Annotated in this window: 18 protein-coding genes and 1 pseudogene; 6 read left to right on the top strand and 13 right to left on the bottom strand. The window is 61.5% G+C overall.

Annotated features, from left to right (window positions below; genetic code table 11):
• From N554_RS0104170 to N554_RS0104125, 10 genes and pseudogenes are all read right to left on the bottom strand, one after another.
• Positions 1-255, bottom strand: a pseudogene (locus N554_RS0104170) (IS110 family transposase); the annotation flags it as partial.
• A gap of 175 nt (positions 256-430) precedes the next feature.
• Positions 431-1,963 carry a class I adenylate-forming enzyme family protein gene (locus N554_RS0104165; RefSeq protein ID WP_029582326.1) on the bottom strand — a complete coding sequence of 511 codons (1,533 nt, stop codon included), beginning with the start codon at positions 1,961-1,963 and terminating at the stop codon, positions 431-433.
• A gap of 29 nt (positions 1,964-1,992) precedes the next feature.
• The gene (locus N554_RS0104160) at positions 1,993-3,162 is read right to left on the bottom strand and encodes an acetyl-CoA acetyltransferase (protein WP_029582325.1); all 1,170 of its coding nucleotides are present in this window, start codon (positions 3,160-3,162) and stop codon (positions 1,993-1,995) included.
• 53 nt (positions 3,163-3,215) lie between these two features.
• Positions 3,216-3,884 carry a bifunctional 4-hydroxy-2-oxoglutarate aldolase/2-dehydro-3-deoxy-phosphogluconate aldolase gene (gene eda / locus N554_RS0104155; protein ID WP_081851098.1) on the bottom strand — a complete coding sequence of 223 codons (669 nt, stop codon included), beginning with the start codon at positions 3,882-3,884 and terminating at the stop codon, positions 3,216-3,218.
• Positions 3,881-4,825 carry a sugar kinase gene (locus tag N554_RS0104150; protein WP_029582323.1) on the bottom strand — a complete coding sequence of 315 codons (945 nt, stop codon included), beginning with the start codon at positions 4,823-4,825 and terminating at the stop codon, positions 3,881-3,883. The genes eda and N554_RS0104150 overlap by 4 nt, the downstream gene beginning before the upstream one ends.
• A gap of 99 nt (positions 4,826-4,924) precedes the next feature.
• The gene (gene denD / locus N554_RS0104145; protein WP_029582322.1) at positions 4,925-5,911 is read right to left on the bottom strand and encodes a D-erythronate dehydrogenase; all 987 of its coding nucleotides are present in this window, start codon (positions 5,909-5,911) and stop codon (positions 4,925-4,927) included.
• 40 nt (positions 5,912-5,951) lie between these two features.
• Entirely contained in the window at positions 5,952-6,887 is a 936-nt protein-coding gene (locus N554_RS0104140; protein ID WP_029582321.1) for a carbohydrate ABC transporter permease, read from the bottom strand.
• A gap of 80 nt (positions 6,888-6,967) precedes the next feature.
• On the bottom strand, positions 6,968-7,927 hold the full coding sequence (locus tag N554_RS0104135) for a carbohydrate ABC transporter permease (protein ID WP_051677301.1): 960 nt from the start codon (positions 7,925-7,927) through the stop codon (positions 6,968-6,970).
• Positions 7,928-8,022: 95 nt separating this feature from the next.
• A complete protein-coding gene (locus N554_RS0104130) occupies positions 8,023-9,342 on the bottom strand; it encodes an ABC transporter substrate-binding protein (RefSeq protein WP_029582319.1) in 1,320 nt (439 codons plus the stop codon).
• Positions 9,343-9,373: 31 nt separating this feature from the next.
• On the bottom strand, positions 9,374-10,441 hold the full coding sequence (locus N554_RS0104125) for an ABC transporter ATP-binding protein (RefSeq protein ID WP_029582318.1): 1,068 nt from the start codon (positions 10,439-10,441) through the stop codon (positions 9,374-9,376).
• A gap of 234 nt (positions 10,442-10,675) precedes the next feature.
• Here N554_RS0104125 and N554_RS0104120 point away from each other — a divergent pair, with 234 nt between their 5' ends.
• The 3 genes from N554_RS0104120 (at position 10,676) to N554_RS0104110 (ending at position 14,252) form a co-directional block, all read left to right on the top strand.
• Positions 10,676-12,484 (top strand): IlvD/Edd family dehydratase, encoded by a 1,809-nt coding sequence (locus tag N554_RS0104120; RefSeq protein WP_029582317.1) that lies wholly within the window; start codon positions 10,676-10,678, stop codon positions 12,482-12,484.
• A gap of 168 nt (positions 12,485-12,652) precedes the next feature.
• A complete protein-coding gene (locus N554_RS0104115; RefSeq protein ID WP_029582316.1) occupies positions 12,653-13,387 on the top strand; it encodes an SDR family oxidoreductase in 735 nt (244 codons plus the stop codon).
• A gap of 118 nt (positions 13,388-13,505) precedes the next feature.
• The gene (locus N554_RS0104110; protein WP_029582315.1) at positions 13,506-14,252 is read left to right on the top strand and encodes an SDR family NAD(P)-dependent oxidoreductase; all 747 of its coding nucleotides are present in this window, start codon (positions 13,506-13,508) and stop codon (positions 14,250-14,252) included.
• Positions 14,253-14,263: 11 nt separating this feature from the next.
• Here N554_RS0104110 and N554_RS0104105 read toward each other — a convergent pair whose 3' ends face one another.
• Positions 14,264-15,163 carry a DMT family transporter gene (locus N554_RS0104105; RefSeq protein ID WP_029582314.1) on the bottom strand — a complete coding sequence of 300 codons (900 nt, stop codon included), beginning with the start codon at positions 15,161-15,163 and terminating at the stop codon, positions 14,264-14,266.
• Positions 15,164-15,260: 97 nt separating this feature from the next.
• Between N554_RS0104105 and N554_RS0104100 the strand changes: the two genes are divergently transcribed.
• From N554_RS0104100 to N554_RS0104090, 3 genes are all read left to right on the top strand, one after another.
• On the top strand, positions 15,261-16,166 hold the full coding sequence (locus N554_RS0104100) for a LysR family transcriptional regulator (RefSeq protein WP_051677300.1): 906 nt from the start codon (positions 15,261-15,263) through the stop codon (positions 16,164-16,166).
• An 18-nt stretch (positions 16,167-16,184) separates the two neighbouring features.
• The gene (locus tag N554_RS0104095) at positions 16,185-16,871 is read left to right on the top strand and encodes a site-2 protease family protein (protein WP_029582312.1); all 687 of its coding nucleotides are present in this window, start codon (positions 16,185-16,187) and stop codon (positions 16,869-16,871) included.
• A gap of 61 nt (positions 16,872-16,932) precedes the next feature.
• Positions 16,933-17,337: a hypothetical protein gene (locus N554_RS0104090; protein WP_029582311.1), complete on the top strand. Its 405-nt coding sequence runs from the start codon at positions 16,933-16,935 to the stop codon at positions 17,335-17,337.
• Between the two features lie 37 nt (positions 17,338-17,374).
• Here the strand turns inward: N554_RS0104090 and N554_RS0104085 are convergent, their stop codons facing one another.
• Entirely contained in the window at positions 17,375-18,169 is a 795-nt protein-coding gene (locus N554_RS0104085) for an energy transducer TonB family protein (protein WP_029582310.1), read from the bottom strand.
• A gap of 18 nt (positions 18,170-18,187) precedes the next feature.
• On the bottom strand, positions 18,188-18,661 hold the full coding sequence (exbD, locus tag N554_RS0104080; protein WP_029582309.1) for a TonB system transport protein ExbD: 474 nt from the start codon (positions 18,659-18,661) through the stop codon (positions 18,188-18,190).

Genomic DNA, 18,661 nt, shown 5'->3' with positions numbered 1-18,661 from the left:
CTTGACATAGGGCTTGACGTGTTGCGGCGCCATCAGCTTCACCTCATGGCCTAGCTTGCGTAACTTCCGCGCCCAGTCATGCGCTGCGCCGCACGCCTCCATTCCAATCACCGTCGGCGGCAGCTTGGCAAAAAACACCAACACCTCGTTGCGCCGAAGCCGCTTGCGCAACCCCGGCCGCTCCGCGGCATCGACCCCATGCAGCTGAAAAATATGCTTCGACGTATCCATTCCAATGCGGATAATCTGGTCCACGGACGGCTCCCTTGTCTGAGATTTGCAACAACCTCATTCTGGCACACTGATGCCGTAGGGGGCCGTCCACCCCATCATACTCCGTGAACTCTCAACTGAACGATGGAAGTAGCCCGGACGAGAACCCGCGCCGGTGGTTATGGGTCCCGGCGTTCGCCGGGACGGCAATACAACCCTACGCTTTGGTCATCATCTCGCGCAGCGATGTCTTCAGCACCTTGCCGTAATTGTTCTTCGGCAACGCGTCGAGATAGACATAACGCTTCGGCCGCTTGAAACGCGCGATCGAGGCCAGGCAATGCGCGTCTAGTCTGACGTCGTCGGCCACAGCGCCCTCCTCCAGCACCACGCAGGCGACGACGATTTCGCCCCAGTCCGGATCGGGAACGCCGATCGCCGAGACCTCGCGCACGTCGGGATGCGTTAAGAGCGCCTCCTCGACCTCGCGCGGATAGATGTTGGTGCCGCCGGAAATGATCACATCCTTGGAACGATCCGACAGCGTCAGAAAGCCATCTTCATCCAGCCGTCCGACATCGCCGGTTCGCAGCCAGCCATCTTTCAGCGTCTCCGCATTGGCTTTCGGGTTATTCCAGTAGCCGAGCATCACGGCAGTGCCCTTGGCCTCGACCTCGCCGGTTTCGCCTGATGGCAGCGGCTTTCCATCGGCGCCGGTGATGCGAACCTGCATCACGCTTTGCGCCGGACCCACGGAAGCGAGGCGATCGAGATAGCGTGGGTGGTCGGTACGCTCATGCCATTCTCGGCTCAGCGACGTAATCGTCATCGGCGATTCGCCCTGGCCGTAGATCTGCACGAAGCGCTGGCCCATGGTCGCAATCGCGTCGCGGATATCGGCCAGATACATCGGGCCGCCGCCATAGATGATGGTGCGGATGCCCTCACCGTTCTCGCCGCGGCGTTTCGCGGCGTCGACCAGCCGCCGCACCATGGTGGGCGCTGCGAACATGACGACATTGCCGAGCTGCCTGCCGAGGTTGAGCACTTCATCCGGATCGAAACCGCCGGACTCGGGGATGACGTGCCGCCCGCCCATGCGGACATGCGGGAAATTATACAGGCCCGCGCCGTGTGAAATCGGTGCCGCGTAGAGCGAGGCGTCGTTCGGCGTCGCCTGATCGACGTCGGCGAGATAGCACAGTGACATCGCTACTAAATTGCCGTGGCTCAACACCACGCCCTTGGGACGGCCGGTGGTGCCCGACGTATAGAACAGCCAGGCGAGATCGTTTACCTCGCGAGGCAACGGCGTTGGCGTCCCTACGCCGTCGCGTATCTCACGATACGCGTCGCTGTCTACCGACAATGTCCTCATTGCCGCCGGCAACTCGCTCTTGGCTTCGGCCAAAGCCTCCATCGTGTCGTCGGAAATGAACGTCAGCTTGGCGCCGGCATCGCTGCAAATCCAGGCGGCCTCCCGGCCGTGCAGCTTGGCGTTGATCGGTATGGCGACGGCGCCAATCCACCAGATGCCGTAGAGGCATTCGAAGTATTGCGTGCAATTGGTCGCGAACAGCCCGATACGGTCGCCGGGTTCGATGCCATATTCGCGTGACAGAGCGGCACCAATTGCCGCCGCACGCCGCGCGAACGTCGCGTAGTCCGCATCGAGATCGAAGCCGGTGAGCAGCGCCGGCGCGTCGGGACGCAGGCGCGCGGTCGCCGCCAGCCATTCGGCAACGTTCATCGCTTATGCCCTCGATGATCTAAGGACGCTTACTTCGCGGGCTCCAGCAGCGAGACGTAATTTGCGACCGCAGCCCCGCCCATGTTGAAGATACCGGCGAGCTTTGCGTCCCTGATCTGCATGCCCTCGGGCGCCTGACCCAACAGCTGCATGGCGGTCATTACATGCATGGAGACACCGGTGGCGCCGATCGGATGACCCTTGGCCTTCAAGCCGCCGGACGGATTGACCGGCAGCTTACCATCCTTCTGGGTCCAGCCTTCCTTGATGGCGCGGGCGCCCTGCCCTCTCGGCGTCAGACCCATCGCTTCGTATTCGATCAGCTCGGCGACGGTGAAGCAGTCGTGGGTTTCCACAAAGGAAAGATCGGAAAGCTGCACGCCGGCCGATTGCAGCGCGCGCTGCCATGCCACCGTGCAGCCTTCGAATTGCAAAATGTCGCGCTTCGACATCGGCAGGAAATCCTGGGCATGCGCGGTGGCCCTGATATTGACAGCCTTGCCCATCGACTTGGCGGTTTCCGCATCGGTCAGCACCAGCGCCGCCGCGCCGTCCGATACCAGCGAGCAATCGGTGCGCTTCAACGGCCCCGCCACAAACGGGTTCTTCTCGCTTTCGGACCGGCAGAATTCGTAGCCGAAATCCTTGCGCAACTGCGCATACGGATTGGCAACGCCGTTTTTATGGTTCTTGGCGGCGATCATGGCCAAGGCGTCGGATTGATCGCCGTATTTCTGGAAATAGGCCTGTGCGATTTTGCCGAACACACCGGCGAAGCCGCCGGGGGTTTCGCCGTCCTCCGGCAGGTACGACGCGCGCAGCAGATTGCGGCCGATCTCCGGCCCCGGCGTCCGCGTCATCTGCTCGACGCCAACCACCAGCACGATCTTCGCCGCCCCGGCGGCAATGGCTCGGATGCCCTGATGCACCGCTGCCGACCCGGTCGCGCAGGCATTTTCGACGCGCGTGGCCGGCTTGAACCGCAACTGCGGATCAGCTTGCAGCACCAGCGAAGCGGTAAAATCCTGCGGCGAAAATCCTGCGTTGAAATGCCCAAGCACGACTTCATCAACGTCGGCTGCAGAGATACCGGCATCGGCAAGCGCATCGGTCGCTACACGAACGACGAGGCTCTCGACGGTCTCGGTATCGAACTTGCCGAACGGCGTGTGCGCCCACCCGACAATGCTGGCTGTCATGGCTGTTCTCCCTGTCTTGCTTGGAGGCTTTGTAACCTACCGGTGGCAATACTTCACGCCGGTTTCAGCGATTTCATGGTCCGATTGCAGATGGCGGTTATGCCAGCCCAGTTACCGGCCCTGATATCCGCCGCAGGACATAACCACGAACCGCCCACCGCGACCACGTTTGGCTCACCCAGCCACGAGGCCGCGTTGGTCTCTCCAATGCCGCCGGTCGGACAGAACCGTGCATCCGGAAAAGGTCCTGCCAAAGCCCGCAGTGCCTTGATACCGCCGGACTGCTCGGCCGGGAAGAATTTGACGAGATTGAAGCCGTAGGCCAGTGCCTGCATCAGCTCCGATGCCGTCGCGATACCCGGCGCGAACGGTAGTCCGCTTGCCGCCGCAGCCTTCAGCAAATCGGGCGTGGCGCCGGGACTGATGCCGAATTTGGCGCCGAGCGCTTCCGCGCGCGCAAGATCATCGGCGTTCAGGATCGTGCCGATTCCAACGGTAGCCTCTGGCACTTCGGCCATGATCGCGGTTGCCGCCTCTATCGCAACCGGAGTGCGCAGCGTGACTTCCAGTACACGCACGCCACCTGCAACGAGCGCCTTGGCGAGCGGTACCGCATCTTCCAGCCGTTCAATGGTAAGGACGGGGATCACACAGGCCGACCCCATCAGCACGGCAAGCGTTTCCCGGGCATTCTGCACAGGTTGTTTTGAAGCGATATTCATAAGGATGCCCTGCGAGGTGCCGACGGATTTGATATGACATTGGCAGGCATCGCCGAGCGCGGGATGATCGCGCCCGGATGGCACACCACAACGCCCGCCAGCCGATGCCCGGCGCGTGCGGCTTCGAGCGGGTTCGCACCCCTCAGCCGTGCAGCGAGATAGGCTGCCGCAAAACTATCCCCGGCCGCCGTCGTATCGACGACCGTATTGACGACAGGCTCGGCCTTCACCTCATGTGAAACGCCTTCGAACCGAACGATGCTTGCGGGTTCGGAGAGTTTCAACACTGCCTCAGCGCTTGAGATGCGCGCCATCAAACCATCAGTGCTTTCTCCGCTATACAGCGCCAGCAAATCTTCCGTCGAGGCCAGTACAATATCGGCGGCCTCGAATGCCTCTCGATAAGCGGCGCGCGCGATATCCAGATCAGGCCAGCCTCGCACGCGAAAGTTGGTGTCAAACGCAAAGCGGGCGCCACCTTCGCGCGCGCGCATGAGAGCCGCGATCAACCGCCTACGTCCGCTCTCATTGTAAAGCGACAGCGTGATCGCCGAGAGATAAACGAGGTCATAATTTCCGAGCGAGTTCAGGATATCGCCCGTTTCAGCTAGATCCATCAGGCTGCGCGCGGCCGAGCTTTCGCGCCAATGAAAGAACCGGCGCTCTCCCTTCTGATCTGTCTGGATCATGTAGAGACCCGGCAGCTTACCTGGCAGGCGCAGCACGTGCTTCGTTCCAACGCCCTCCGCCGCCCAGCCCGCGAGCATTTCGTCGCTTAAGGGATCGTCCCCCAGGGCGGTAATGTAATCGACGTCAACACCCAGGCGGGCAAGATAAACGGCCGTATTCAGCGTATCTCCGCCATAGCCCCGCGAGTACAGGCCGCCGGCGGCTTGCTTTAGCTCGATCATGCACTCGCCGATGCAGGCTACTTTCGTCATGACCGCATCCGAGCCAACAGCGCCGCTGTCATTTCAAGTGGACGAGAACAAGCGTTGGTTTCTGTTTGGAACGCGGTTTCTTCTCGCGAAGCAAACGGTTCAGGCCACGAACTTACCGCCAAGTTCGTCCTCGATGTGAATCCGGATAATGTCGTCAAAGGTTTTTTCGGCGGTGGTGAAACCGAGCTGGACCGCTCGCTTCGCCTCGAAATTGCGCGGCCAGCCGTCGACGATGCCCATAATGAACGGATCCGGCGTGCGTTTGATCCGCGACGCCACCTTCTCGCCCGCCACCCGCTTCAGCGCGGCGATTTCCTCGCCGACGGTGGCCGAAAGGCCGGGCATGGAGAGATTGCGGCGTGCACCGGCCGCCGCGCTGTCCATGGTCGCGGCGTGGAGCAGGAAACCGACCGCCGAGCGCGGCGAAGCGTGCCAGTGGCGGACGTCTTCGGAGACCGGCAGCACCGCTTCCTTGCCGGCGAGCGGTTCGCGCAAAATATTGGAAAAGAATCCGGAGGCCGCCTTGTTGGGAAGACCGGGTCGGATGCAGATGGTCGGCAGGCGAATGCCAATACCGTCCATGAAACCGCGGCGCGAATAATCGGCCAGCAACAGTTCGCCGATCGCCTTCTGCGTCCCGTAACTCAACAGCGGCGTGTGAAAGAATTCGTCGCCGATGGCTTCCGGAAACGGCGCGCCGAACACCGCGATCGACGAGGTGAACACCACGCGCGGTTTGTAGCCGCCCCCGGCAAGCCGGACCGCATCGAACAGCATCCGCGTGCCGTCGAGATTGATGCGGTAGCCCTTGTCGAAATCGAGCTCAGCCTCACCCGAGACGATCGCCGCCAGATGGAAGATCACGTCCGGACGGTCTGCGACCAGCTTTTCGGCGGCGCCCGGCACGGCAAAATCGCACGTCGCCGTGTCGACCGGAAACCCCGCCTTGTCAGGTTTCGCCGGCGCAACCACGTCCTGCAGCGTCATCCGGGTGATGTCGGCCTTGCCGAGACGACCCTCGCGCAACAGCCGCTCGGTCAATTTGCGGCCGACCATGCCAGCCGCACCCAAAATCAGAATGTGCAAGACCCAACTCCTTGTTCTTGATTGTTAGACGGGGCCGCGCTCACTCTTTCACGGCTCCGGTCATTGCGGACACGTAGTGCTCGACAAAGAACGCATAGAGGATGACCAACGGCAATGAGCCCGCCAATGCGCCTGCCATCAGCGATCCCCAGCGATAAATGTCGCCATCGACGAACTCGTTGACGATCGCGACCGGCACGGTCTTGTTCTGGGTCGATTGCAGGAAGGTCAGCGCGTAGATGAACTCGTTCCAGCACAGCGTGAAGCAGAAGATGAAGGCCGAGATCAGGCCGGGGATCGCCAGCGGCAGCACGATCTTGACCAGTATCTGCCAGCGGCTCGCACCGTCGATCAGCGCGCATTCCTCCAGTTCGAACGGGATAGTCTTGAAGTAGCCCATCAACAGCCATGTCGAGAACGGGATCAGGATAGTCGGATAGGTCAGGATCAAGGCCATTGGAGAGTCGAACAGCCCATACTGGAATACGACGGTCGCAAGCGGAATGAACAGGATCGACGGCGGCACCAGATAGGACAGGAAGATGAGCCCGCCGACCCACTGCGCGCCGCGATAGCGCAGCCGCACGATCGCATAGGCTGCCAGTACGCTGGCGACGATCGACAGGATGGTGGCGCAGACCGCCACATACATCGTGTTCCACAGCCAGTACGGATAGTAGCTCTCGAACAGCAGTTTGTGGATGTGCTTGAAGGTCGGATTCCAGGTCCAGAACGGATTGTATTTGTCGAGATCGAGCAGTTGCTCGTCCGGTTTGATCGCGGTCAGCCCCATCCAGTAAAACGGGAACAGCAGGACGATCACGATGATCGTCAGCGGCAGATAAAGCGTCACGAGCCGGCGCGGCACCGACTGCAGATAGCTCATGCCTTCGCTGTGATCGTCCATCGCGACCGTCGGCGACGAGCCCGACAGCACGGCTTTGATATCGATCCGCGAGGTAGGAAGATCAGTCATTCGACCCTCCCTGCTGCCATTTCCGGCAGCGCGCGCGGGGCCTGCCCCGTTCGCGCCAAAAAGACAACGCAGCGCCGAGCTCAGTCATTGTTCTCTCCCTGCTGCCACTTGCGGCGCTGCAGCCCGAACCAGGAAACCATGATCGCGGCCAGCAGGAACGGGATCATCGCGCTTGAGATCGCAGCGCCTTCGCCCAACTGGCCTGCGATAATAGCCCGCTGATACGACAAGGTCGCCATCAGATGCGTCGCGTTGACGGGGCCACCCCGCGTCATCGCCCAAATCAGCTGGAAGTCGGTGAACGTGAACAGCACCGAGAACGTCATCACCACCGCAATGATCGGGGTCAACAGCGGATAGGTGATAAAGCGGAACATCTCCCACTTGCTGGCCCCATCGAGCGTCGCGGCCTCATAGAGCGACGGCTGCACCGTCTGCAGGCCGGCGAGCAGCGTGATCGCGACAAAGGGAACGCCGCGCCAGATATTGGCGAAGATCACGCAGATGCGCGCCCAGGTGACATCGCCGAGGAAGTTGATGTTCTCGGTGATCAGGCCGAGTTGCTTGAGCGACCAGGAGATGATCGAGAATTGCGAATCGAATATCCACCAGAACGCCAGCGCCGACAGCACAGTCGGCACGATGAAGGGGATAAGAACCAGCGCGCGCAGCATCGCCTTGAACGGCATGTTCTCGTTCAACAGCAGCGCCAGATAGAGCCCGATCGCGAATTTGATCGCGCTCGCAATGAACGTGTACAAGAGCGTATTGAACACCGACAGCCAGAAGATGGTGTCGCCCCACAACCACTCATAATTCTCGACTCCGACGAATTCGCCGGACCGCCCGATCTTTGCGTCAGTGAACGAAATCCAGATGCCCAGGCCCAGCGGATAGGCCAGGAAGAATATCAGGAATGCCATCGCCGGCAGCATGAACCAGAAACCGAGCCAGTTGCGGTTGGTCCTGAGCTGATCCCACGCGGTGGCCTCGCGAATCTGCGGCTTAGCCGGCCGGGGTTGCAGTGCGATGTCAGCCATGGGTTAATCCTGCGATATCATCGACCGCGTTACCATCGTTTTGTATTCGTCTTGATGAAGCGAGCCGCAATCGCTTGCGGCTCGCTTCGGTGTCGTTAGCGATAAACTCGCTTCAGCTGCCGCTCCGTCACCGCGATCGCGCCCTTGGCATCCTCGCGACCGGTGCAGTAGTTGGCGAACATGTCGACCACCAGGAAGTCGGCGATCGCGGTTGCGGCCTTCTCGCCGGGTGTGCCGATGCCGGACGCCGGAAGCGCGCGCTTGCTGGCCTGGCTGAAGACCTGGTTCTTCGGGTCGGCCGTCCACACCGGTGCGGCGTCATAGGCGTTGAGCGTATGGGTCAGATAGCCCCGCGCGCCGGAGAGCCACTTCTCGAAGTTTTCCTTCTCCAGCATGAAGGCGATGAAGGCCTTCGACGCATTCGGATACTTGGTGAAGTTGAACGCCAGGATTGGAACCGCGAGCTGCAGTTCGGTCGGCTTTCCTATCGGACCGACCGGCCACAGCGCATGATAGGTATCCTCGGCCAGTTCCTTCTTGGTCGGGTCATCCTTCGCCGCAACATAGATCGAGATACCGTTGGCCGTGCAATGCAACTCGCCGGCCAGGAAAGCCTTGTTGTTCGACGAATCGTTCCAGGACGCAACGCCGGGAATGAAGGCGTCGGACAGCGCTTTGCAATACTCCAGCGCCTTTACGGTCTCCGGTGAATTGATGATCACCTTGTCGTCCTTGTCGACGGTGTAGGCGCCATGACCCCAGAGGATCCAGTGCAGCCAGGCATTGGCGTCGCCCGAGGCGTGACCAAGCGGGAAACCAGCCGGGGTGTTATTCTTCTTGAGTGCCTTGCACATCTCGAGGAAGCCCGGGAAGTCCGTCGGGAATTCCTTGAAACCAGCCTTTTCCAGGGACGATTTGCGGTAGGTCATGTAACCACCGATGGTCGCGACGGGAATGCCGAGCCAGTCGTTGCCCTGCTTGCAGGTCTTTGCAGCAGCTTCGGTCCATCCGCCGTACTTCTTGCCGAGGTAATCGGCGACGTCGTTCATCTTCAGCACTTTGGTCGGGAACAGTTGCGGCAGCGTATGCAGGCCCCAGGCCAGGTCGAGACCCGAACCGGTGTTTGCGGCAACCGAAGCCTTCGGCTGCACGTCTTCGAAGGACTCGCTGAACACATTCATCTCGGTCCCGGTCGCCGTCTTGAAGGCTGCGACCATCGCATTGAACGCCTCATCTTCTGCCGGCACGAAGCGCTTCCAGCGCATGACGGTGAGCTTGGCGCCCGGCTCCGCCTTCCATGGCGCCGATTGCGCCCACGCCTTGGCAAAATCGAGCAGCGCCGATCCCGTGAGCGCGCCGGTAGCCGCAAGCGCGGTGCCGCCCTGAAGCAGAGCGCGGCGGGTAAAGTCATGCATAGTCTATCCTCCCTTGGTGCTTTTTGATTGGTTAGGCGTTCAGTCGCTTGCCAGTCGTCTCGTCGAAGAGATGGACGAGGGACGGGTCCGGCTTCAACCGGACTTTGTCGCCCGGGTTGAATTGGTGACGCTCGCGGAACACGGCGACGACCTGCTCGCCGCCGAGCTTGGCAAAGACTTGCGTTTCCGAGCCGGTCGGCTCGACCACGACGATCTCGGCTTCCGCGCCGTCGTCGGCAATGGTGAAATGCTCCGGCCTGACGCCGTAGACCGCGGGCCGCCCTTCCGAATTGGCGGGCGCCGACTTCAACGGCAACTTGACGCCGTTCGGCCCCTCGAATCCCGCGCTGCCGTTCGACTTCACCTGACCTTTGAGGAAATTCATCGCGGGCGAGCCGATGAAGCCGGCGACGAACTGGTTGTCCGGCTTGTCATACAGTTCCAGCGGCGTGCCGATCTGCTCCACGATGCCGTCATGCATCACCACGATCTTGTCGGCCATGGTCATGGCCTCGATCTGGTCATGGGTGACATAGACGGTGGTGGTCTTCAGCCGCTGATGCAGTTCCTTGATTTCGGTGCGCATCGCCACGCGCAGCTTGGCGTCGAGGTTGGACAACGGTTCGTCGAACAGGAACACCTGCGGATCGCGCACGATGGCGCGGCCCATCGCGACGCGCTGGCGTTGCCCGCCCGACAATTGCCGGGGATAACGATCGAGCAGCGGAGTCAGTGCCAGGATTTCCGCGGCGCGTTTGACGCCGGTGGAGATCTCGTCAGCGTTTGCTCCCCGCAGCTTCAGCGAAAATCCCATATTGTCGGCGACCGTCATATGCGGATAGAGCGCATAGTTCTGGAACACCATCGCAATGTCGCGCTCTTTGGGCTGGACATTGTTGACGACGCGGTCGCCGATTGAAATCGTGCCGGAGGTAATGTTTTCCAGCCCGGCGAGCATCCGCAACAAGGTCGATTTGCCGCAACCGGAGGGACCGACCAGCACGACGAAGGCGCCATCCTCGATCGGGACGCTCACGCCATGCAGGACCTCAAATCCTCCGAATGATTTCCGAACGTCGCGGATCTGCACCGACGCCATAGATTTCCTCCTCAAACATGCGGCATAGCGGGTTTGGCCCCGCAGCCGCTCTTTTCGTTGGGAGGGGTCTTACCAGAATTTTGTGTCAATGTCCTTGGATCAAAGTCGTAGGCAGCTACCGTTTCCACGAGCGTTGCGAAGGGAGCCTTGAGAAGGGAGCCTTGACATGCAAACATTGCGCGCCAACACAAACAATACGCACAAAAATAAGGCGTGTGCGCTGCGGGAGAAACGATGAACAAGCCGCTTACCGGCGTCACAAGGCGCAAACTCCGTTCCAGCGAGTGGTTCAACAACCCCCACAACCCGGGAATGACCGCGCTCTATCTAGAGCGCTACCTCAACTACGGTCTGACCCGGCAGGAATTGCAATCCGGCAAGCCGATCATCGGCATCGCGCAGACCGGTAACGATCTTTCGCCGTGCAATCGCCACCATCTCGAACTGGCGCACCGGGTCCGGGAGGGCATCCGCGCCGCTGGCGGCATCGCAATGGAATTTCCGATGCACCCGATCCAGGAGACCGGCAAGCGCCCGACCGCGGCGCTCGACCGCAATCTCGCCTATCTCGGCCTCGTGGAAATCCTGTTCGGCTATCCCCTGGACGGCGTGGTTCTGACCACGGGCTGCGACAAGACTACCCCGGCCTGCCTGATGGCCGCCGCGACGGTCAACATGCCGGCGATCGTGCTGTCGGGCGGTCCGATGCTGAACGGCTGGCACAAAGGCCTGCGCACGGGTTCAGGCACCGTGGTCTGGAAGGCGCGCGAGGAGCTTGCCGCGGGGGATATCGATTACGAGGAGTTCATGAATATCGTGGCTTCCTCGGCGCCGTCGGTGGGCCATTGCAACACCATGGGCACCGCCTCCACCATGAATTCGCTGGCCGAGGCGCTCGGCATGTCGCTGCCGGGCTGCGCTGCCATTCCCGCGCCCTACCGCGAGCGCGGCCAGATCGCCTTTGAAACCGGCATGCGCATTGTGGGGATGGTGTGGGAAGATTTGAAACCGTCCGACATCCTGACCCGGAAGGCGTTCGAAAACTGCATCGTCGTCAATTCGGCGATCGGCGGCTCGACCAACGCGCCGATCCATATCAACGCGCTCGCCCGCCATATCGGCGTGGATCTGTCGATCGACGATTGGCAGAAATACGGCCACGAGATTCCGCTGTTGGTGAACATGCAGCCGGCCGGGTTCTATCTCGGCGAGGAATATCATCGCGCCGGCGGCGTCCCGGTGGTGGTGCGCGAATTGATGGCGCACAAGCGCATCCATGAAGACGCCATGACCGTCAATGGCCACACCATGGGCGAGAATTGTCGCAATGCGCCAAAACCCGATGGCGATGTGATCTGGACCTACGACAAGCCGCTGGTAAAGGACGCCGGCTTCCTCGTCTTGCGCGGCAACCTGTTCGACTCCGCGATCATGAAGACCAGTGTGATCTCGAAGGAATTCCGCGAGCGCTATCTGGTCAATCCCAAGGATCCGAACGCGTTCGAGGGACGCGCCATCGTGTTCGAGGGCCCGGAGGATTATCACAAGCGGATCGACGATCCCTCGCTCGATATCGACGAGCATTGCATTCTTTTCGTGCGCGGCACCGGCCCGATCGGCTATCCCGGCGGCGCGGAGGTCGTCAACATGCAGCCGCCGGCTGCGTTGATCAAACGCGGCATCCTGTCCCTGCCCTGCATCGGCGACGGCCGTCAGTCCGGCACTTCAGGCTCGCCGTCGATCCTGAATGCAACGCCTGAAGCCGCCGCCGATGGCGGGCTCGCCATCCTCAAGACCGGCGACAAGGTTCGCATCGATCTCAATAAGGGCAGCGCCAATATTCTGATATCGGATGAGGAGTTGAAGCGGCGGCGCGCCGAATTGAAGGCGCAGGGCGGCTTCCCCTATCCCGCCCACCAGACGCCCTGGCAGGAGCTCTATCGCTCCACGGTCGGCCAGCAGGCCACCGGCGCTTGCATGGAGTTCGCAACGCGCTATCACGACATCGCCGGTCGCGTCGGCGTGGCGCGTGATAATCACTAGGCAGCTGCCGTCATTGCGAGCCACCGGGTCGCGCGAATGCGCGCCCGATGACAGGCTCCGCGAAGCAATCCATAGAGCCACAAGGCAAGTATGGATTGCTTCGTCGCTTCGCTCCTCGCAATGACGAAAGTGCTGCGGCAATTTTGGTGAAACTATGAGGAGACTTGAATGACAGACCGCCTTAAGGGCAAACGCGCATTCGTGACCGCGGGCGCGGCTGGCATTGGCCGCGCATGCGCGATCGCCTTTGCGCGCGAAGGCGCCACGGTTTTTGCAACCGACATCGACGAAAAAGGTCTCGCGCCGCTTGCCAAAGAGGGCGTGTCGGAAGTGGCACGGCTCGACGTGCGTGATACCGCTGCGGTGGCGGCGATGGCGAAGCGCGTCGGCAAGATCGATATCCTGCTCAACGCGGCGGGTTTCGTGCATCACGGCACCGTGCTTGAATGTTCCGACGACGACTGGGATTTTTCGTTCGACCTCAATGTCAAATCGATGCACCGGACGCTGCGGGCATTTCTGCCGGGGATGCTGGAGGCCGGCCGCGGCTCGATCGTGAACGTTTCCTCCGCCGCAGGCGTGTTCAAGGCGGCGCCCAACCGCTACGTCTATGGTGCCACCAAAGCCGCGGTTGCAGCGCTGACTCGCGCGGTCGCTGTCGACTTCATTACCAAGGGCATCCGTTGCAACTGCATTTGCCCCGGCACCATCGAGACGCCGTCAATGCTCAACCGCGCCGCCGCGGCAGGTCCTGGGGGCCGCGAGATGTTCATCAGCCGGCAGCCGATGGGGCGGCTTGGCACGGCGGAGGAGATCGCTTCGCTCGCGGTCTATCTCGCCAGCGACGAGAGCGCGTTCACGACCGGCGTCGCGCATATCATCGACGGCGGCTGGACGCTTTAGACGGAAAGAACCCTCATCCTGAGGAGCGGCGTCTTCGCCGCGTCTCGAAGGATGAGGCCGCGCTGCCCTCATGGTTCGAGACGCGCGCAAGGATCATAAACCGAAAGGATCTTACCCCATGAACAAGATCGATCTGAGCGGCCGATGCGCTGTCGTCACTGGCGGCGCGCAAGGGTTTGGGCGCGCGATCACGGAGCGATTTATAGCCTCCGGCGCCAAGGTCGCGATCTGGGATCATGACCAGACGCTCGCCGAGAAGACGGCGAAAGAAATCGGTGCCGGCGTCACCGCGTTTAAGGTCGATGTTTCCGATCTTGCCGCGGTCGAAAAGACGCGAGACGCAACGCTCAAAGCATTCGGCAAGATCGACATCCTCGTCAACAATGCCGGCATCGCCGGCGTCAACAAGACGGTGTGGGAAACCGACCTCGATGAATGGCGCAAGGTCCTGCGCATCAATCTCGACGGGCCCTTCATCTGCTGCAAGGCGATCGTGCCCTCGATGGTCAAGCAGAATTACGGTCGCATCGTCAACATTGCCTCGATCGCCGGCAAGGAAGGCAACCCCAACGCCGCGCATTATTCAGCGTCAAAGGCTGGCTTGATTGCGCTGACGAAATCGCTCGGCAAGGAACTCGCCGGATATGAGATCGCCGTCAATGCGGTGACCCCCGCCGCGGCCAGGACCGCGATCTTCGACCAAATGACGCAGCAGCATATCGACTTCATGCTGTCGAAGATTCCAAAGGGACGTTTCGTTCTGGTGGAAGAGCTGGCGGCGATGGTGGCGTGGCTGGCCTCCGAAGACTGTGCCTTCTCCACCGGCGCGGTGTTCGATATTTCCGGCGGCCGCGCGACGTATTAGTCAAGCGTCGCTCAAGATAGTTGCGTTGCCGGTTTGGGACGCCGGCTCGCCGTCGTCGCGATCCAGATGCCTATGAAAACCGTCACGATGCCGCCGACGAGATTCCAGCGCAGGGGTTCGTGGAGCAATGCAGCGCCAACCAGCGACGCGGTGATCGGATTAACGGTGACGGAGATTGCCACGCGGGTCGGCGTCGTGCGCTCCAGCGCGAACGCCCACAGGTAAAACGTAAGCGCGCTGCCGAAGGCGCCGAGATAAGTGGCAGCCAGCCATTGCGGAATCCCGAAGTCGGCAACAGGCGCAAAGCTGCCGTGCCAGCACGATATCAGGATGAGGCATGCAGCGCCGACACCCATGGACATGGTGGTGAAAGCAATGGGGCCGGAGCGACCGATGAACGGCTTGGACCAGATGCTGTAGAGCGCCATGCACAGGGCGGCGCCGACCATGAGAAGATCGCCGCGCCAGGCGCCCGGCGGCGCAGCGGCCAGCCCCGACAGAAGCGCGATGACGACCCCAAGCATCGCGATCAGGACCCCGACGGACTTGCGCGCCGTCAGGGCTTCGCTGCCCAGTACCGCGCCGACGACCATTGTCAGCAGCCGAAGGGTCGACAAGGCGAGCGCGCCCCGTGCTGCCGTGGTGAAGATCAGCGAGGCGTTGAACAGGATCGGGAACAGGCCAAAATACAGCACGCCCAATCCCGCCACACCGGACCAGTCGCGGCGCGCCGGCCAGCGGCCGCCTTGCAAAAGCGCCACCGGCAGCAACAGCAGAAAACCGATGCCGAACCGGAAAGAACCGATCGCAAGAGGATCAATCGCGTTCACCAGATAACGTGTGGCGCCGATCGAGGTCCCGCCGAGGCCGCTCGATAGTACCGCGGCCAATACACCCCAGCCCTCTCCCATTCCGTCAGTCCTCACTTTTCCAGCTTGCGCGCGAGGATACGGGGGCGCTACTAATCAAGAAATGGAATTTACTTGATAAAGAAAATAACGTTTCGTTATGAATGTGCCCAGCCTTGACCCGGAATTGTTGAAGGCTTTTGTCGCGGTGGCGGACCACCGCTCCTTCACGCGCGCCGCCGCCACGCTCAACCGGACCCAGTCGGCCGTGAGCATGCAGATCAAGCGGCTGGAAGATCGCCTCGGCGTAGAGCTGTTCAGCCGGACCAAGGCGAACGTCGATTTGAGCGCTGCGGGCGAAGGGCTGCTCGGATACGCTCGACGTATCCTGACGCTGAACGAAGAGGCTGTCGGCAGGCTGGCCGAGCGCAAGGTCGAAGGCGTGGTCCGCCTCGGCGTGATGGACGACTACGGCACCTTCATCGTTCCGCCTTTGCTGGCAAACTTCCTCGCCGGTTATCCGCGAATCCATGTCGAAATGGAGACGGGGCTCACTTCTTCGATGCCGGCCCGGCTTGGCGAAACTTATGACCTCGTCATCGCCATGCATCCGGAAGGACGTGGCGATGGTGAATTCCTGCGGCGCGAACAAGCGGTCTGGGCGACCGGCCCTTCGCAGGCCATCGAGGAGTTGGAGCCGCTGCCCGTCGCGCTCTACCCGCAAGGCTGCCTGTTCCGGAAATGGGCGATCGAGGCGCTCGACGCGGCCAAGCGACCCTGGCGACTGGCTTTCGTCAGCCACAGCCTCGCAGCCGTCGAGTCGATCGCGGCGCAGGGTCTCGCTGTGACCGTCGTGAAGGCCGGTACCTTTCCGCCGAAGCTGCGTCCCCTGTCGGATCGCGACGGCATGCCGCGACTGCCGGCTGCGGACATCTGCCTGCATCGCGCCGCCAACCTGTCACGGGCAGCCGCGCTTCTCGCGGATCACTTGCGAACGAACATCTCGAAGCGTCCTGATGAGATGTTGTTAGGGCGCGCAGGTGATAGCATCGCCCGAGTGGCTTGAACTGAGCGGGATGGTCTATTGCCCCTAAACATTTCCCTTTACGACGTGTCCGTCTGGGTGCTGCCGCTGGTGATCGCCATCACCTTCCATGAGGCAGCCCACGGGTTCGTGGCGCGCCACTTCGGCGACAACACCGCCTGGGAACTGGGCCGGGTCAGTTTCAATCCGCTCAAGCATATCGATCCGTTCGGCACCCTGGTGTTGCCGGCAATCCTGTTGCTGTCCCACTCGCCCTTTCTGTTCGGCTACGCCAAGCCGGTGCCGGTGAATTTCCGCGCACTTCGCAACCCACGGATCGACATGGTCTGGGTGGCGCTGGCCGGACCTGCCACCAATATTATCCTCGCTTTGTTCGCGGCCTCGGCGTTTCATCTCCTCGGTTTTATCCCCGCGAGCGCGGCGCAATGGCTTGCCGACAACCTCAAAAACGCTGTCGTCATCAATGTCGTACTCGCGATCTTCAACATGCTGCCAATTCCTCCACTCGACGGCGGGCGGGTCGCGGTGGGATTGCTGCCCAAGGTGCTGGCCTACCCGCTGTCCCGGCTGGAGCCGTACGGGTTACTGATCCTGATCGGAATTCTGATCGTTCTACCCTTGGCGGGTTCGCAGTTCGGTCTAAATCTTGATGTTATTTCGGCGATACTGCGGACATCCACCGGCTACGTGATCCGGCTGCTTCTCCTGGTAACCGGCAACGCCTAGTCCAAACGCAAAGAAACGCAAGGGAAAAGGCTTGGGGGTCATCTTGATCAAAGCAGCCGACATGTTGATCGCGCGACGTGCCGATACCAGGGCCAGGGCGGATTTTGCGACTTGGAAAATGATGGCCAAGCTGAACGGCACCTCCTCCTTGCCTGCTGAGGCCCAGAATTTCCTTGTCAGATACAAGGCGCTTCTCAAGGAGATGCCGGAGCCGGAGGCAACCGAGGCCACCATCCAGCTCATTTACAGAAGTTATTACGGTGAAATGGGCGGGGCTGGCCCACCGCCCGATATCCCCGCTCATTCGAAGTCTCAGGTCACCGACAATGTGACGGCCTTCAAACGTCCACCAGCGCGACGGCCCAAAACGGCGAGCAGTTCGAACGCAAAGCCCCGGCTTCCCGTGGCGCTGATATTCGCCTGCCTCGTCGTCGTATATGTCGGGATTCGATATCTTCTGCAGTGAGGCGAGCGCCGGTCAGCGATAGTTCCTGCCACTGAATTCAGCTCCGCCCCTTGATCCGGAAAATCACCGGCAGAGTGAAGTTCAACCCCTCATCGGCGACCAGCGGCGGCGGCTGCGGTACCGGATCCGAGCGCCGCACCATCGCGAGCGCCGCCTCGTCGAACGCCGCGTCGCCGGACCCTTTAGCGATGCTGGCCGAGAGAATATGACCCATGCGGTCCAGCGCGAAGCTGACGAGGATCTCGGCGCTCTTTTGCGAGCGCTGCGCCGGATAGCGCTTGTGCTTGTCCAGATGAGCGATCAGCTCCTTCTGCCAGGTCGCACGCATGCGCCGCAGGCTTTCTCCGGTGCCCTGTGCGGGGGCGACCGAACGTGGCCCTTGCTGAATGGCTTCGGAGCTCGGTGTCGCGGTTGCCTCCGCCGCAACGGATTCCGTTGAAGCGGAAGTTTGCACGGCGGCAATTTTCGGATCGTCTTCCTTGGGCTTGTTCGAATCGTTCGGCGCCACCACCCGATCGGGATCGTCGGTCTCGGTGGGTACGTCCTTCGGCAGCTCGGTCGCCTTGACCTCGGCCTTCTGCTCGGAAAGCGCGGGCGAAGCGACCGAAGCATCGGTGTCCGGACCGGGCGGCAGATCAGTTGCTTCAAGACGAGGCGACATCAGCTCGAGCCCGATCTCGATTGCCGGCGCGCCGAGAGATTCATCGAGATCGTCGGTCTGCAAATGCGAAACCGCAAGCGCGCCGCCACCGATGTGAAGCGCGAGCGCGCCCAATGCGGCAAGGACCCATAGCCGTCGGGAAGGTTTTTGCTCGGTGTCGAGGTCGGGCATCTCGCTTAAGTCAGTCGCTCATGGTTTTGGGTTTTCAGACGCTGACGGCGGCACGGAGGTATCTGGAACGCCCTCCAGCGCTACCAGCTTGATCTTCGCGTAGCCTCCCGCACGCAGGATTTCCAGCACGTCCATCAGCTCGCCATAGGGCACGCCGCGGTCGGCACGCAGGAAGATAAAGCGATCCTTGCTGGCGTCGGCCATCGCATCGAGCGAGCGAACCAGATCGACGCGTTTGACCGGAGTTTCTCCGATAGCCACCGCGAGATCCGGCTTGATGCTGACATAGGTCGGCTTGTCCGGCTTCTTCTGCGGGGTCGCGGTCGAGGACGGCAAGTCGATCGGCAGATCGACGGTCGACAGCGGCGCCGCCACCATGAAGATAATCAGCAGGACGAGGATGACGTCGATAAAGGGCGTGACGTTGATCTCGTGCGTTTCCGAGAAATCGCCGTCGTCATCAGTCTCGGTGTCTGCGATTGAAGCGCCCAT

This window comes from Bradyrhizobium sp. URHD0069 (assembly GCF_000701345.1).
Taxonomy (GTDB): Bacteria; Pseudomonadota; Alphaproteobacteria; order Rhizobiales; family Xanthobacteraceae; genus Bradyrhizobium.
This window is presented reverse-complemented; position numbering and strand designations above follow the sequence as displayed.